Here is a 15,844-nt window from a genome sequence, read left to right on the forward strand (position 1 = left end):
TTCCCAATAACTGCATTATTACCATCGCGAGAGATCGGACGCAGACAGCCAAGTGTTCCAGACGTCGCAGCACAGGACTACGGGCGCAATTGCCGCGCTTTAGCCCGGCTGAGGGCTAAAACCGTTGCATAGCGCCTTGTCGCGCGGGCGCATTTATGCGAGCAACCTACGATGCCGCTGATGCTGTTCCTGAGGAGGATGTAGACACGAGCGCGCGCAACCCACGGCCCTTGGTGCAACCAAGACACTTCGACTAGCAGTCGCTTAGACAGTCTGGTCCCGGCAAACGCAATTATCCAAACGCGGAAGAAATTGATGCGGAAAGTCTCTAAAAAACAACCGATGTTCTCGCCGCAGGATAGAGACAATATCAAATGGTTTTGGCACCTTTACCTCAAGGACAAGTCCCCTTGGCTGATCGTCGTGCTGATAATGGTCAGCCTTCAGGCCTTGGTATACCAGCAATTCCTGTCGCTGACAGAGAACGGTCTTAGGGTCATTTTCGACGACGGCTCGATCCAGAAACTCATTCAGGTCTGCGCCATCGTGTTCCTTCTCTTCGTGACTAGGGGGATTTTGTCGTACATTGTGCCGCGTCTCTCGGTGTGGCTGGCGGGCAATGCCGTCCGCTCGATGCGACAAGATCTGATCCAGCACTACCTACGGCTGGATCTGGCCTATTTCGAGAATACGAAATCCGGCGATATCATCCTGAGGTTGGTCAACCAAGTCGATGGCCTCAGCACCTTTGTTGGCCAAGGCACCGTTGGCGCAGCACGTGATTTCGTCACCGTCCTCGTTGTTTCGGGTTATTTGATTTACAAATCCCCGATCCTGTTCACCGCAGCCATTATCGTTATTCCCGTTCTGATACTGGTGATGCGATCCGTATCGACCAAGATCAAGACTATCCAGCAGAGCGCAGAGAACGCATTCGGAAACTACATTTCCGGCATCGAAGAGATGTCGAACGGGATGCGCACGGTCAAGATATCAGGACAAGAGGATCGCGAAAAGGACCGCCTCTTTGACGCCACTGACGGCATCCGGGATCTGACGATCCGCCTGAACGCGGCGCAGGCCCTCTTTCCCCCGTCTATCGATCTGGTGTCGGCGTTTGTTTATGTCCTGGTCATCGGCGGCGGCGGCTACATGGTCATTCAGGGCGGCTATAATATGGATGCCGCCGGGATCATCGCCTTCCTGCTGGGTCTCGTCATCATGTTCGACCCGATGCGCCTGCTCGCGAGCTTCTTTTCCCAACTGCAAGGTAGTCTCGTTCTTCTTCAAGCCATCAGAAGTGTCTACTATGAGAAAGTAAGAATTACGGACCACGAAAATTCAGTGTCGGATTTCAACAGCGATGGCGACATCGTTTTCGATAATGTGGATTTTGCCTACAGCCCCCTGCACCCGCTGTTCGAGGGGCTTGATCTGCGTATTGAGGGCGGCAAAAAGACGGCGATCGTTGGCGCGACCGGGTCGGGTAAAACGTCGATCCTCAGCCTGATCAGCCGTCTCTACGATGTTGATTCCGGCCAGATCACTATCGATGGACGGGATATTCGCGATATCAAAATCAAGTCATTGCGCAGCACATTTTCGGTCGTGGCGCAGGATATCGTGATCTTCAACGCTTCGATCTGGGAAAATATTCGTTACGTCGCGCCAAATGCCACGGACGAACAGATTTGGGCCGCCGCCGAAGCAGCTGAGATAGCCGAGCTGATACGCGTCCGGAAGGATGCCCCACTTGGCCCGAAAGGCAGTCAGTTGTCTGGTGGTCAGAAACAGCGCATCGCGATTGCGCGGGCATTCCTGCGCTCGGCGCCGATACTGCTATTGGACGAAGCGACTTCTGCGCTGGACCAGAAAACCGAAGAGCGGATCCAAGGTGCTCTGGAGCGGCTCTCATTGAATAAAACGACGATCATTGTCGCGCATCGCCTGTCCTCGGTAGCGGCAGCAGACAAGATTTACCTGCTGGATATGGGCTCGGTAGTCGAACAGGGCACCCACGCTGAGCTGATGGCGGCCAAAGGACTGTACGCCGCTATGTACGCCGCGCAGAAGGAAGGCTATTCCTAACTAGGGTCAGAAGTTTCATGTGGAGGTCTCAAAACGTCAGGGAGGCGATGGGCCAGCGCACGAAGGTTAGGCAGCCTTTTCTACTGATCCTCTCTGAGGCACGGGCGGTCGCAGGCGTTCTTAGCTGAAAGTTATATTTGTTACGCACCCGCCTGCTCAACTTCCCTTATCGATTTCGACCAATCAAGAGCGTGGCCGGCGAATGAAGAAAATTCCTTTTTGGAAAGTGAAACGAGAATTGCGGCGGCTGGGCCGCGGTACACTCGGCGCTCCTGCAGCGGCTTGGGAGTATTTGACGCTAACCAAACGCTATGACGCAAACGCAGCGCGGCAACGCGAGGTATATGCCGGCGCAAAGCCTTTGGGGCCCGAGGTTGCGATCTATTTGATCTATCCGTCTCAAGGCCTTTTAGGGTCCCATCTGGACATGTTGAGGCACCTTAATGCCCATGACATCAGTCCAATCCTAGTCTCAAACCTGCCGCTGTCTCCAGACACGCTGGCCACTCTCAAGCCGCTTTGCACACGCATCATCGTACGGCCCAATATCGGATATGATTTTGGCGGCTATCGCGACGGCGTCTTGAGCCTGTCGGCAGACCTGCAAAAGCTTGATCGGCTATACCTTTTGAACGACTCGTGCTGGGTAATTGACGCGCCGCTCAGTTGGTTCAACGCGGTGCGCAATGCGGGCGTCGATTTCTGCAGCGCGGCCTCCCACGAAGCTCTCATCCGCCCCAAAGCTGATAATTTTCGCGAGGTTGACTGGCGCTATAGTAGTGATCGACCGCGCTTTCACTATGCGTCCTATGCCTTGGCAATGGGGAGCCAAATCCTACGCGATCCGAAATTCTTGAAATTTTGGCAAAAGATCCGGTTATCTCAGGATAAAAGCACCACCATACGCAGGGGCGAGTTCGGATTGACGCAGTGGGTGCTTCGGCAGAAGTGCTATAGCCACGCTGAAGCCTGTCCAACTGCTATCCTTGATCGCGAGATTGCCGCGCTTGACGATGCGACACTGGATAAGGTTGCGCGCACTCTGCTGTCGCCCTACGTGCCCGAATTGCTGGCAAAGCGTGACGAAATACTGGAAATTCCCGTATCGACCCCGCAAGGCAGAACTGACCGAATAAAGATCATCCTAGCGGCTGTGGCTGCACAGGGATTAAGCTACGCGCTGCCACTCTACACATTGAAATATCGCGACTTCCAATTTGCTAAAAAATCGCCTGTCTGGCTATCGCAAAGCGGGTCGGACACCATGATCGAAGTGCTAGACAGCCTGCCGGGTCCGATGGGACAGCAGGCCGCGCGGGAGGCAAGGTTGCTCAGGCCTAAAATGTGGCCGCAGCCTGCTATTTAATTCTGAAGGTACGGACCGATCCAAACGACAATCCCCGCATAACGCTTGAGCAAACACAGATAGTATTCTTGCCGGATGTGTGGAAAACTTAGTACTCAGCTTGCTTCACCATAGCGCACCGGAGGCGTCTACGATGACCATGACCTGCACCGCAACCCAACTGATCGACAATGACCGCACGCGCGTCACCCGCTTTGATTTTGAGCCTGGGCAGCAGACAGGCTGGCACACGCACGGGATGGATTACGTCATCACCGCGCTTACCGATTGCAATATGAAGCTGGAACTGCCGGGCGGCGAGATGAAGGAAAACAAGGTTGAGGCAGGTTCCGTCTATGCCCGCAGTGAAGGGATAGAGCATAACGTGATTAACGGCGGCGATGCGCCGATGTCATTCATCGAGGTCGAGTTAAAGTAATCCGCGTCGAAAGGCGGCTGCCGCATCTTTCATGCGCCAGCCTGCCTACACGAGCGGAGCTGAAATCTCAGATGTTAAACCGCAGCGACAGGCATGACATTCCACCATCCAGCAGCGCACAATCCGTGTTATCGATGGGCCGGATATCGTACCCTTCGCGCGTCAGCATTTCTGCCGTCTTGGGAAAGCCGTCCGGCAGCAGCACTACGTCGTTAAAGCGGATGGCATTCGCTGCCGCCTCCTCGCCCTCAGGCAGATGCAACACGCGGTAGCCGTCAAAGCAGCCCCCGGTGTCCAGCAACCGGGTCGATAGGATCGTCTCGGGATCCAGCAGCGAGCAGTCAGTCTTGAAATGCAGCACGCCTTCGGGCGTCTGCAACTCGCGCAATGAATACCCCCACTCGTCCAATATGATGCGCAGCTCGGCCACTCCGGCGGCGTCAGTGCGCGCAGACTTGCCCACCAGCACCTCGCGGCCGGTAAACAGGATGTCGCCGCCCTCGATATGGCCGGGGCCGCCGATATCGCGCAGATCGTTGAACAGCGCGGCCAGCGTCGGCCGCATTTGCGCCACTTCGCCCATACGGCTGGCGGCGCCGGGGCGCATCATTATCGCGCCATCCGGCAGGCATAGCGCGGTATCCTCGACAAACATCGCGTCGGGAAAATCTTCCTCTGCGTCCAGTACGGTGACCTTGGCGCCGGTGCTGCGGAGCGCCGCGATATAGGCGTCATGCGCGGACCGCATACGCGCCAGATCGGGCGCGCCGCGATCCGTAGCGCGCAGCCCTTTCGTAGCACTGGCACCGGGACGGCGGCTGATGGCGTGGCTGAAATGCGTGGCAGGATTGGTCATTGTGCGGCACTCGCGCTGGCCGTGATCGCGGCGGCGTGGGCAATAATGCGGTCGCAGGCGACTTCCAGTGCGTCATCGGACGTGGTCAGCGCGACGCGCACCCAAGTATCAAGCGTGGTGCCAAAGGACGTGCCGGGCATCACAGCAACGCCCGAGCTTTCTAGCAGATCAAACGCATATGCTTCGGCCGCCATTCCGGTGCTGGACACATCAATCAGTGCGAACATGCCCGCCTGCGGGCGCGATACGGTCAGCGCACTCTCGTTCTCTAGCCGGGTCGCTAGATATCCGGCGCGCGCGGCAAACCGTTGGCGCATACCCGGCGCGACAGTTGACGGGGCCGATACCGCGGCGGCCGTTGCATCGGCCAAAAAGGGCTGACTACCGAACAGCATCGTTTCGGACAACGGCAGCAGACTTGCGGTAAATTCGGTGCTGCCAATGGCCCAGCCGCTGCGAAATCCGGGCGCTGCGTGGCTTTTGGAAATAGACGACACGACGACAGTGCGATCGGCCAATTCCGGCTCGGCCAAAGGCGAGGCGAAGGGGACGCCGTCAAAGATCAGCTCCTCATATACCTCGTCCGATATGATCCACAGGTCATGTTTGCAGGCGACCTCGCCAATCTCGCGGATGTCCTGTTGAGTAAGGACCGCCCCCGTCGGATTGTGCGGCGTGTTCAGCAGGATCGCGCGGCTGCGCGACGTGATGCGCGCCTCCAGATCGGCGGCCGTCATGCGAAATGCGTTCTCGGGCGCGAGCGGCACTGGCACCATGGCAGCGCCTGACGCGCGGATGCACCCCTCGTAAGTGGCATACATCGGATCGCCAACCAGCACTTCGTCGCCCTCCTGAACCAGACCCAGCAGGGTGGTAAACAGCGAGGTTTGCGTGCCGGGCAGGCACATTACCTGATCGGGATGGATGTCGCGGCCGGTGGATGCGGTATAGCGCCGCGCCAATGCGGCACGCAGCCCCGGCTCGCCCATACCATTGGAATAGCCCATGCGCCCGGCGCGCATCGCGTTTGCCGCATCCTCAATCAGTGCATCCACGGGCGGCACGTCAGGCTCACCAATTGTCAGCTCTACGATATCGCGCCCCTCGGCGCGCAGCGCGCGGGCACGCATGTGGACGGCCCATTTGGCACTGCCAAGACCTGTCAAACGCTGGGTTATATCGGCGAATTTCATAACATTACCTTCTACCTTTCCGCTGGCCGCGATCTGTCCGTTATGCGGATCCTACCACATGCCGTCAGGCAATTCCCCGCCGCCATACTCTGCCCCGGCGAAAAATCATAGGCCGTGATTGCGCACCTGTGCCAAAGCCAGTCCTGACGCGTTGGTGACAACGTATCTGGCAATTATGCGTTTGCACAATTGGCGAGAATCGGGGTTACTGCAAGCTACAAGGGAGAATACCGCATGAGTTCCGCACAATCCGCATCAAAAGCGGAGGCGAACGTCTCAGATGCAGCCGCAAGCGAGAACGCTGATGAGGCGATCCGCATCGTTGATCTGCACAAGTCCTTCGGCAATCTGGAGGTTCTGAAGGGCGTGTCGCTGACGGCGGCGCGCGGCGACGTGGTGGCGATCATCGGCGGCTCAGGCTCGGGCAAGTCAACCATGCTACGCTGTATCAATTTTCTGGAAACGCCCACCTCCGGCCGCATCATTGTCGGCGGCGAGGAAGTGGCGATGAAGCCTGACGGCAGCCCAGCCAAGCCCCGCCAGATCGAGCGTATCCGCACGCGGCTGGCTATGGTGTTCCAGTCGTTCAACCTCTGGACGCACCGCACATTGCTGGAAAACGTGATTGAGGTGCCGATCCACGTCCTGAAGATTCCCAAGCGCGAGGCGATCACCCGCGCGATGGAATTGTTGGAGCGTGTCGGCCTTGCCGAAAAGCATGCCAGCTATCCTGCGTTCCTATCAGGCGGCCAGCAGCAGCGCGCGGCAATCGCCCGCGCATTGGCAGTGGACCCATCCGTTATGCTGTTCGACGAGCCGACCAGTGCGCTGGACCCCGAACTGGTGGGCGAAGTGCTGACAGTGATCCGTGATCTGGCCGCCGAGGGGCGCACCATGATACTCGTCACACATGAGATGAAATTCGCGCGCGAAGTGGCAAGCCACGTCATCTATCTGTCCGAGGGCCGCATCGAAGAGGAAGGCCCGCCCGAAGAGGTGTTCGGCAATCCCAAATCCGAGCGCCTGCAACAGTTTCTGCGGACCGTCACCTAGGCGGACCGCAGGCGATAAAGAATATAAAATCAATCAGGGAGAATTTACATGAAACTCAAGTCAACACTTTCCGCAGGCGCAGCCGCACTGGCGCTGATGACAGGCGCCGCAATGGCCGAGACGGTCAAAGTCGGCATCGCCGCCGAGCCCTACCCCCCCTTCGCCGCGCCCGACAGCGCCGGCAACTGGACCGGTTGGGAAGTCGAGATCGCCGATGCCATCTGCAAGGCCGAGGAACTGGACTGCGTTATCACGCCGGTCGGCTGGGATGGGATCATTCCGTCGCTCATGGGCGAGCAGATCGACGTCATCATGGCCTCCATGTCGATCACCGAAGAGCGCGCCAAGCAGATCGACTTTACCGATCACTACTACAAAACGCCCGCAGTGATCGTCACGGCCAAGGGTTCGGGCATCACGCCCGATGAAGCCGGCCTGACAGGCAAGATTATAGGCGTTCAGGCGTCGACCACGCACCAAGCCTATGCACAAAAGCATTTTGAGGGCGTCGCAAGTGAGATCCGCATCTACCAGACGCAGGATGAGGCAAATCAGGATCTCTATTCGGGTCGCATCGACGCCATTGAGGCCGACAGCATCGCCATGGCGGACTTCGTAAATAGCGATATCGGCGCCTGCTGCGAAATCGTCGGCGCAGTTGCCGATGACGTCGCAGTTCTGGGCCAAGGCGTCGGCGGCGGCGTGCGCAAGGGTGACGACGCCCTGCGCGAGACGCTGAACAAGGGTATCGCCAAAATCCTCGAAGACGGCACCTACGACGAGATCACCGAGAAGTACTTCTCGACCACGATTTACAGCAAGTAAGCTGAGGTCTTGGAGCAAACACTAGAACTGCTCTCGCTATCGCCCCCCGGTTGGGGGGCGAACCTTCTGCGCGGTCTGGCCGCTTCGATCCAGATCGCGCTGGGGGCCTTTGGGTTTGGCCTGATCATCGGGTTCTTTGGCGCGATGGGTAAACTTTATGGCAGCCCGTGGGTGCGCGACCTGCTGGAAGTCTACACCACAGTCGTCCGCGCAGTACCGGAACTGGTGCTGATCCTGATCCTCTACTACGTTGGCACAGACATCCTTAATAATATCGCTGGCGCCATGGGTCGCGGCCCGGTGGAAATTAACGGCATTGCCGCCGGCATCTGGGTGCTGGGCATCGTGCAAGGTGCCTATTCCACCGAAATTCTGCGCGGTGCGATCCGCGCCATACCGCCCGGCCAGACCGAAGCAGCGCGCGCCTATGGCATGTCCCGCGCCCTTATGGCGCGGCGCGTGACGATCCCCGCGATGACGGCCTTTGCCATTCCCGGCCTTGCTAACCTGTGGCTGATCGCAACCAAGGATACCGCGCTGCTGGCCGTCGTCGGGTTCTCCGAGCTGACGCTAGAGACGCGCCAGGCGGCCCAAACGACGCGGGCCTACTTCACCTTCTTCCTCGCCGCTGGGTTCCTCTACCTGATGGTCACGCTCTTTTCCGGCGTCATATTCGCCCGGATTGAAAAATGGGCGCGGCGCGGGCAGCCCTCGCATAGGGGTGGATGATGCGCGCGATGCTGATCCCTCGCCGGTTGATTATGCTGGGGCTCTTTGCCGCCTTCGTCGTGTGGTGTGCCGTCTCAATGGATTGGAGCTGGCTGCCCCGGTACGCCCCTCTTGCCCTTGATGGGCTATGGGTTACGATCTGGCTGCTGGTCGTCACGATCATCCTCGGCTTCATGCTGGCGGTGCCGCTGGGATTGGCGCAGGCCATCGGCCCTTGGTATCTGGCCGCCCCTGCCCGCGCATTCTGTACTGTCATTCGCGGCACCCCGCTCCTGCTGCAAATATGGCTGCTTTATTACGGCCTCGGATCGCTGTTTCCGCAATTCCCGTGGATCCGCGAGTCAGAGTTATGGCCCTACCTCAGGCAGGCTTGGCCCTATGCCGTTCTATCGCTGACGCTGTCCTACGCAGGCTACGAGGGCGAGGTGATGCGCGGTGCCTTCGCCTCGGTTCAGAAGGGCCAGATCGAGGCGGCCCGCGCCTTTGGTATGCCGCGCCATAAGATCTTCTTCCGCATCTGGTTGCCCCAAGCGATCCGCAGCGCCCTGCCCACGCTGGGCGGCGAGACGATCCTGCAACTCAAGGCCACCCCGCTGGTCGCGACCATCACGATAGTCGAGCTTTACGCCGTCGCCGGGCGCGTGCGGCAGGACACATTCATCATCTACGAGCCGCTACTCCTGCTGGCCGCAGCCTATCTGGTGATCGCCGGGATCATCACGCTGGGCTTTCGCTGGATCGAGGGGCGCGGTCCCCGGATGAGCCGCTAGTCACGCGGGTTTCAGCGGGCTGAGCGCCGCGCGCTCGTCTGGGTCCAGTTGCGCCAGCAGGCCCGTCTCCCACTCCAGATACCGGCGCGCGGCCTCCAGATTGCCATCATGCCGATCATGCACGAAAAAGAGGTGGTCGGTGCAGTCAGCCTCGGTCGGGCAATAAGGTGTCTGGACAACCTCAAGCCCTGCTGCGCGCCAATCCTGCGGTCCTGAAAGAACGGTTTCAACCTGCGTATGCCCCTGCGCGGTTAGCTCTTGGTGCGCCCCTTGCAGCAGCGCGGCATCGCGCCCAACGATCACGATAGGACCAGACATTTCCGGCCTCCTTAGATGCAAATGTGCGCGGTTAACCCACATCGCACCCGCAATATGGCCCGTGCGATAATCCAGCCCCTTGGACGCATCAAGAAGCGTCGCGCCAGCGTAGAGCGCCGTCAAATCACCGCGAGCAGCGGCAGGCGCCGGTGCGTCTACCTCTGTCATCGCGCCGCCCTGCAGCACCCAAACCGCATGACCCATCCCCATCAGCCAGATCGCCGTCGTGGCCGCGCGCAGGCCAGTATCGCAGCTAAGCACGATGCGCGCGCCGCGCACGGCCAGCTTTTCATCGGTGGCCTGCACCAGCTGCCCGCCGGGGGCGCAGGCAAAGCGGGGGACGTGGCCCGCGCGATGCTCGGCTTCTGTGCGCACATCAAAGCGAAAGATCGTGTGCGCCTCGGCGTCCCAGCCGCTCACCGCCGCCAGATCAACAACGGGGATATTGTAGCTGTTGATCAACTCCTGCGCGCGCGCTTTTGCCGCCGCTATCCCCTCGGGCGGCACCTGCGGCAAATCCCCGGCTTTCTGCCCATGATCCAGATCATAGCCCGCCAGTCGCCAGCCTTGCGTGCCGTTGCGCAGCGCATGGACCGGACCGGACCAGCCCGCCAGTCGCAGGGTTTCGGCGCCGATGATCGACCGTGTCCGCCCTGCGCAATTCACCACGACAGGTGTGCCCGCCGCGGCCATCTGAGGCGCGCGATACCCCAGCTCTGCGTTGGGGCAGGACCGCGCGCCGGGGATCGACATTTTGGTGAATTCCGGCGCACTGCGGCCATCGAGGATCAGCATATCCCGCCCCGCAGCCTGCATTTCGCGCAGTTCCTCAGCACTGACCGATGGCGTGCCAAACTGTTGCTCGACCAGCTCGCCAAAGGTCTTGGACGGCAGGTTCACCCCCTTGAACAGAGTGTGCCCAGCCGCCGCCCAGCCGGGCGCGCCGCCGTCCATGATATGCAGATCGGCATAGCCCATGGTGGCCAGCACCTCGGCCCCGCGCCCCGCGATACCATCGACGTTGTCGAACACGATACACCGCACGGACTGGCGCGGCATCAGGCGCGGCGCGTCCGCCTCCAGCCGACTGAACGGGATATTGACCGCGAAAAAAGGATGCCCCTCGCCGTACTGCCCGAACTCACGCAGATCGATCAGCGCGACCTCACCGCCGTCCATCAGCGCCGCGCGAACGCCAGCGACAGATATCCGCGCTGCGCTCATTTCTTGGTCTTGGCGCCGATATCCATAACCTTGCAGGTCCCGGCCTCGATGTCGTAGCTGATGCGCTGGTCCAAGCTCTCTAGCGGCTGGCCGTAGAAATGGAGGTGGCGGATCACCTCGGTCCCGTCGATGACGACGCTGTGGATATCCTCGGCCATCATTGCCAGCGCATTGCCGGGGCGCAGATCGACCTTTTCGCGCAAACGCAGTTCGGCCTTGCCGGGAACTGAGCCGTCATCGACCCGCTCATAAACGGTGTTCTGTTCCGCGCCCTCTACGGCGGCAATGCAAGCATAGACGGTGTGATTATGCGGCGGGATCACCTTGCCCGGCTGCATCACGTTTAGATAAAGGGTTAGCCCCGTCTCAGCATCATCCGCGATAAAAAAACGGTTCTGTTTCTCCTCGACCGAGGGTGCGGGAAAGTCATCTTCGGCCCACAAATCCTTGCGCGCGGCGATGTCCATCAGGCGATCCTTGATCTTATCCAATCGGGTGCGGTCCATCGGCCCTTCAGCGGCAATCGCGCATGCGTCCGCGATAAATTGCTGCACTATCTCTTTGCGGTCCTGAGCATTGGCCATGTGATATCCCTCCAGCGTTAAGTCTATGGAACTGCGCGTAATTCTAGCCCGCAAACTCGGCGCGCACGGCATCGGTGTGCTGGCCGAGCGCTGGTACATCGCCCAACTCCGGCACGCCGCCGTCGACAACAGCCCCCGGCGCCAGCATCCGCACCGGGCCAGTTGGGCTGCCCACCTCGACAAAGCGGTTCTGCGGGTGCTTTGCCAGATCATCCATCGTGCTGACCCGGCCATAGGCGATGCGCGCGGCCTCCAACCGTTGCACCATATCATCGCGAGGCACTTGGGCAAATATCGGCCTCAGCACGTCATCCAGCGCCGCGCGATTAGCAACGCGGTGCGAGTTCGTGTCAAAGCGCGGATCATTCGGCAAGTCCGGCAGGCCCAGAATATCGGCGCAGAAATTGTGCCACTCCCGCTCGTTCTGGATCGAAAACAGGACATCTTTGCCGTCCGATCCCGTATAGGCGCCGTAGGGCGCAATCGTCGGATGGTTCAGCCCGCTGCGCACAGGCTCCTTCCCGCCATAGATGTATTGCAGGTAGGGCACATTCATCCAGTCGGTCAGCGCGTGGAACAGCGAAATCGACAGATGCCGTCCCCGCCCTGTGATGCCCCGCCCAATAAGCGCCTGAAGCACCGCCTGATAGGCCGTCATGCCGGCCGCGATATCGCAAACCGAAACGCCCACGCGGGTCAGGCCGTCCTTTGTGCCAGTAATCTGCGACAGCCCGCTTTCGGCCTGCACCAGCAAATCATAGGCCTTCAGATCCTTTAGCGGGCCCTCCTCCCCATAGCCCGAAATGGCAACGGTAATCAGGCGCGGGTATTGCTTGCGTAGCTTGGACTGGTCAAAACCCAAACGCGCGACCGCGCCGGGCGCGAGGTTCTGGATGAATACGTCAGCGCCCGCCAGCATCCGGGTCATCAGCGCGTGATCGCCAGAGTCGCGCAGATCCAGACACACCGATTCCTTACCGCGATTGAGCCAGACGAAATACGCGCTTTCGCCATGCACCAGATGGTCGTACCCGCGCGCAAAATCGCCCTCGGGCCGCTCGATCTTGATGACGCGCGCGCCCGCCTCAGCCAGCTTGCCCGATACATACGGCGCGGCGACGGCCTGCTCGATCGAGACTACCACCAGCCCTGCTAGATCACCTGTCATCTTGCGCGCGTCCTTCGCTTATTTGCGCCAATGATGCCTCATTGCGCAGGCCCTCGGAAATAGCCAACTGCGAGGGGCGGCATAGGTTTCCCCTATGGCCCCGCGCGTACCTCTGGCTGGCGCGGGCGCGCGGGGCGCTGTACCCTTTGCACCAGCTAACAGCCGGAGACTAAGATGCCCGCCCTTACTGCTCAGATGATCCTGCCGCTATTCGTGCCTGCCGACAGGCCGGACCGCGTGGCCAAGGCGGCTAGCGCAGGGGCCGATGCGATCATCGTAGATCTGGAGGACGCGGTCGCGCCGGACGCCCGCAAGGCTGCGCGCGCCGGTCTGGCAGAGGCGCTCGCAAGCATCGAATGCCCCATCGTCCTGCGAATCAACGCGGCGGGCACCCAATGGCACAAGGCTGATCTGGCCGCAGCCGCCACGCTGCCGCTAACAGCCTTCATGCTGGCCAAGGCCGAGGATGGCGAGGCCTGCGCGCATGTCGCCCGCGCCGTCGGCGTGCCAGTCATAGCCTTGGTCGAGACAGCGCGCGGCATCGCAAATTTAAACAGTATCGCAGGGGCGTCCGCGCGCCTCGCTTTCGGCTCAATCGACTATGCGGCTGATCTGGGAATGGGCCACACGCGCGCCTCGCTGGCCGCCGCGCGCTCTGCGCTGGTGCTGGCCGCGCGGCTGGCGGGCCAGCCTGCCCCGCTGGACGGCGTGACAACCGCGATCCGCGACGCCGCGATGATCGAGGATGATTGCCGCCATGCCGTCGAAATGGGCATGGGTGGCAAGCTGATCATACACCCCGCACAATTAAAGGCGGCGAGGCGGGGTTTTGCCCCCTCCCAAGACGAGCTGGACTGGGCTGCGCGCGTGCTAAAGGCGGCCGAGGGCGGCGCGGCGGTGCAAATGGACGGCGCAATGATCGACGCGCCTGTGATCGCCCGCGCCAAGGCGCTGCTGGCCCGCGCGGAGTCAGATGCATGAGCGCGCGCATCACAGAGGCCGATCTAATCGGGAGCATTGCCGACGCGCTGCAATACATATCCTACTACCATCCGCCCGATTTTATCGCCGCCATGGCAAGCGCCTATGAGCGCGAGCAAAGTCCATCGGCCAAGGCTGCGATCGCCCAGATCCTGATAAATTCACGCATGTGCGCCACCGGGCATCGGCCAATTTGTCAGGACACCGGCATCGCCAATGTGTTTGTCGAGGTCGGCGTAGAGGCCCGCACCGATTGGACACGCCCCTTGCAGGACATGATCGACGATGCGGTGCGGCAGGCATGGATGCTTGAGACAAATCCGCTGCGCGCATCCGTCGTAGTGGACCCGCTGGATAATCGCCGAAACAGCGGCGACAATACGCCCGCGATGGTGCAGGTTCAGATGGTCGCAGGCAAAGACGTGCATGTGACCGTATCGGCCAAGGGCGGCGGGTCCGAAAATAAAACGCAGTTCGCTGTGCTTAACCCCTCGGCCAGCGTGACCGATTGGGTGGTGGACCGCGTGGGGCAAATGGGCGCGGGCTGGTGTCCGCCTGGTATGCTGGGCATCGGCGTCGGCGGCAGCGTGGACAAGGCGATGGCAATGGCCAAAGCGTCGCTGAACGAGCCGATTGACATCACCGATTTGCGTGCGCGCGGCCCGGCTAACCGCGTCGAGGAAATGCGGCTTGAAATCCTCGACCGCGTTAACGCGCTTGGTATCGGAGCGCAGGGTTTGGGCGGGATCACCACCGCCCTCGACGTCAAAATAGCAACATTTCCGACGCACGCGGCCTCAATGCCCGTCGCGCTGATCCCGAATTGCGCCGCGACGCGGCATATCGACTTTACGCTGGCCGGGGACGGACCTACGACATTTGCCGCGCCTGATCTGTCGCTTTGGCCGCAGATTGAGGGCCAAGGTCCAATCGGCAGGCGCCTATCGCTGGACGATCTGACAGCAAGCACACTAGCCAGCCTGAGCCCCGGCGAGACGCTGCTTTTGTCAGGCAAGCTCTACACAGGGCGCGACGCTGCGCACAAGCGCATGGTCGAAACGCTGCGCGCGGGCGACGCGCTGCCCGTCGATCTAAAGGGGCGCGCGCTCTATTACGTCGGCCCCGTTGATGCGATTCCCGGCGAGGTGATCGGCCCGGCAGGGCCCACCACAGCGACGCGCATGGACAAATTTACCGAGGAATTACTGGCCGCTACCGGCCTCAAAGTGATGATCGGCAAGGCCGAGCGCGGTGCTGAAGCTATTGAGGCGATCCGCCGACATGGCGCAGTCTACATGGTCGCGGTCGGCGGCGCGGCTTATCTGGTGTCGCAGGCGATCAAGGCAGCACGCGTCGTCGCCTATGATGATCTGGGAATGGAGGCTATCCGCGAATTCACTGTCGAGGATATGCCGGTGACAGTCGCGGTGGATACACATGGCAACTCCATCCACGAAACAGGCCCGCGCCAATGGGCACAAAAGTGGGCACGGGCCTGATTTTCCTTGCGTGGGCAGCGCCTTAGATCGTGCGTCCGCCATCGACCTCCATCACCACGCCGGTGATGAAATCAGCATCGTCCGACGCCAGATAGAGCGTCGCATTAGCGATATCGCGCGCCTCTGACAAACGGCCTAGCGGGACGGTCGCGATGAACTTCTTGCGGTTCTCAGGTGTGTCGGGCATCCCCATGAACTGCTCCAAGAGGCCAGTCGCGCCCATCACCGGGGCCACGCAGTTGACGCGGATCTTGTCCGGTGCCAATTCCACCGCCAGCGATTTGGTCATCAGGTTGACCGCGCCTTTGGACGAATTGTACCAAGTTAGGCCGGGGCGCGGACGGATACCCGCGACCGAGCCAATGTTGATCATCACGCCGCTGCCTTGCTCGCGCCAGACGGGCACGCAAGCCTTGGTCATGTGGAAGATCGACAGCACGTTGATGTCATAAATCTTGCGAAATGTTGCCTCGTCCGTTTCCATCAGCGGGCTGTTGGCATTGGTCCAGCCAGCATTGTTGACGACAATATCGAGGCCGCCAAAGGCATCGCAGGTCTGCTTGACCGCGTCAGCCACCTGCGCACCATCCGCCACATCGCAGCGGATTGCGATTGCCGCATCGCCGAGACTGGCGGCGACGTCATTTGCGCCCTCCTCGTTCAAATCGACGATGGCGACCTTGGCGCCCTCTGACACGAAAAGCTCGGCGATCCCCTTGCCAAAGCCAGAGGCCGCGCCTGTTACCAGTGCCGTTTTACCCTTGAGCCGCAT

General features: G+C 60.7%; 15 protein-coding genes. 9 read left to right on the plus strand and 6 right to left on the minus strand.

What is annotated here, in order from left to right; translation table 11 throughout:
- The first annotated feature begins 315 nt into the window (after window positions 1-315).
- The 3 genes from MK6180000_RS11140 (at window position 316) to MK6180000_RS11150 (ending at window position 3,872) form a co-directional block, all read left to right on the plus strand.
- Window positions 316-2,088 carry an ABC transporter ATP-binding protein gene (locus tag MK6180000_RS11140; RefSeq protein ID WP_246040493.1) on the plus strand — a complete coding sequence of 591 codons (1,773 nt, stop codon included), beginning with the start codon at window positions 316-318 and terminating at the stop codon, window positions 2,086-2,088.
- Window positions 2,089-2,290: 202 nt separating this feature from the next.
- Window positions 2,291-3,454 carry a rhamnan synthesis F family protein gene (locus MK6180000_RS11145; protein WP_138934801.1) on the plus strand — a complete coding sequence of 388 codons (1,164 nt, stop codon included), beginning with the start codon at window positions 2,291-2,293 and terminating at the stop codon, window positions 3,452-3,454.
- A 133-nt stretch (window positions 3,455-3,587) separates the two neighbouring features.
- Window positions 3,588-3,872 carry a cupin domain-containing protein gene (locus MK6180000_RS11150; protein WP_138934802.1) on the plus strand — a complete coding sequence of 95 codons (285 nt, stop codon included), beginning with the start codon at window positions 3,588-3,590 and terminating at the stop codon, window positions 3,870-3,872.
- Window positions 3,873-3,939: 67 nt separating this feature from the next.
- On the opposite strand, the gene MK6180000_RS11155 is transcribed toward MK6180000_RS11150, so the two are convergent.
- Both MK6180000_RS11155 and MK6180000_RS11160 read right to left on the minus strand, forming a co-directional pair.
- Window positions 3,940-4,728, minus strand: a complete 789-nt coding sequence (locus MK6180000_RS11155; RefSeq protein WP_138934803.1) for a dimethylarginine dimethylaminohydrolase family protein — start codon at window positions 4,726-4,728, stop codon at window positions 3,940-3,942.
- Window positions 4,725-5,921, minus strand: coding sequence for a pyridoxal phosphate-dependent aminotransferase (locus tag MK6180000_RS11160; RefSeq protein WP_138934804.1), 1,197 nt, complete (start codon window positions 5,919-5,921; stop codon window positions 4,725-4,727). The genes MK6180000_RS11155 and MK6180000_RS11160 overlap by 4 nt, the downstream gene beginning before the upstream one ends.
- 234 nt (window positions 5,922-6,155) lie before the next feature.
- On the opposite strand from MK6180000_RS11160, the gene MK6180000_RS11165 reads away from it, so the two are divergent.
- The 4 genes from MK6180000_RS11165 to MK6180000_RS11180 are packed head-to-tail and all read left to right on the plus strand — an operon-like array spanning window position 6,156 to window position 9,298.
- Complete coding sequence (locus tag MK6180000_RS11165) at window positions 6,156-6,974, plus strand: ABC transporter ATP-binding protein (RefSeq protein ID WP_138934805.1); 819 nt, start codon at window positions 6,156-6,158, stop codon at window positions 6,972-6,974.
- A gap of 48 nt (window positions 6,975-7,022) precedes the next feature.
- Complete coding sequence (locus tag MK6180000_RS11170; RefSeq protein WP_138934806.1) at window positions 7,023-7,799, plus strand: transporter substrate-binding domain-containing protein; 777 nt, start codon at window positions 7,023-7,025, stop codon at window positions 7,797-7,799.
- A 9-nt stretch (window positions 7,800-7,808) separates the two neighbouring features.
- Window positions 7,809-8,528, plus strand: coding sequence for an ABC transporter permease (locus MK6180000_RS11175; protein WP_138934807.1), 720 nt, complete (start codon window positions 7,809-7,811; stop codon window positions 8,526-8,528).
- Window positions 8,528-9,298, plus strand: coding sequence for an ABC transporter permease (locus MK6180000_RS11180; protein WP_425466840.1), 771 nt, complete (start codon window positions 8,528-8,530; stop codon window positions 9,296-9,298). Before MK6180000_RS11175 ends, MK6180000_RS11180 begins: the two co-directional genes overlap by 1 nt.
- Here the strand turns inward: MK6180000_RS11180 and MK6180000_RS11185 are convergent, their stop codons facing one another.
- The 3 genes from MK6180000_RS11185 to MK6180000_RS11195 are packed head-to-tail and all read right to left on the minus strand — an operon-like array spanning window position 9,299 to window position 12,592.
- Window positions 9,299-10,840 (minus strand): rhodanese-like domain-containing protein, encoded by a 1,542-nt coding sequence (locus MK6180000_RS11185; RefSeq protein WP_138934809.1) that lies wholly within the window; start codon window positions 10,838-10,840, stop codon window positions 9,299-9,301.
- Window positions 10,837-11,424, minus strand: coding sequence for a cysteine dioxygenase family protein (locus MK6180000_RS11190; RefSeq protein ID WP_138934810.1), 588 nt, complete (start codon window positions 11,422-11,424; stop codon window positions 10,837-10,839). The genes MK6180000_RS11185 and MK6180000_RS11190 overlap by 4 nt, the downstream gene beginning before the upstream one ends.
- A gap of 43 nt (window positions 11,425-11,467) precedes the next feature.
- On the minus strand, window positions 11,468-12,592 hold the full coding sequence (locus tag MK6180000_RS11195) for a CaiB/BaiF CoA transferase family protein (protein WP_138934811.1): 1,125 nt from the start codon (window positions 12,590-12,592) through the stop codon (window positions 11,468-11,470).
- Window positions 12,593-12,766: 174 nt separating this feature from the next.
- Here MK6180000_RS11195 and MK6180000_RS11200 point away from each other — a divergent pair, with 174 nt between their 5' ends.
- Together MK6180000_RS11200 and MK6180000_RS11205 are read left to right on the plus strand one after the other, a co-directional pair.
- Window positions 12,767-13,573, plus strand: coding sequence for an HpcH/HpaI aldolase/citrate lyase family protein (locus tag MK6180000_RS11200; protein WP_138934812.1), 807 nt, complete (start codon window positions 12,767-12,769; stop codon window positions 13,571-13,573).
- Window positions 13,570-15,072 (plus strand): fumarate hydratase, encoded by a 1,503-nt coding sequence (locus MK6180000_RS11205; protein ID WP_138934813.1) that lies wholly within the window; start codon window positions 13,570-13,572, stop codon window positions 15,070-15,072. Before MK6180000_RS11200 ends, MK6180000_RS11205 begins: the two co-directional genes overlap by 4 nt.
- A gap of 22 nt (window positions 15,073-15,094) precedes the next feature.
- Here the strand turns inward: MK6180000_RS11205 and MK6180000_RS11210 are convergent, their stop codons facing one another.
- Window positions 15,095-15,844 carry an SDR family oxidoreductase gene (locus MK6180000_RS11210; RefSeq protein ID WP_138934814.1) on the minus strand — a complete coding sequence of 250 codons (750 nt, stop codon included), beginning with the start codon at window positions 15,842-15,844 and terminating at the stop codon, window positions 15,095-15,097.

The sequence above is a fragment of the Roseovarius arcticus genome (genome assembly GCF_006125015.1).
GTDB classification, from domain to species: Bacteria; Pseudomonadota; Alphaproteobacteria; order Rhodobacterales; family Rhodobacteraceae; genus Roseovarius; species Roseovarius arcticus.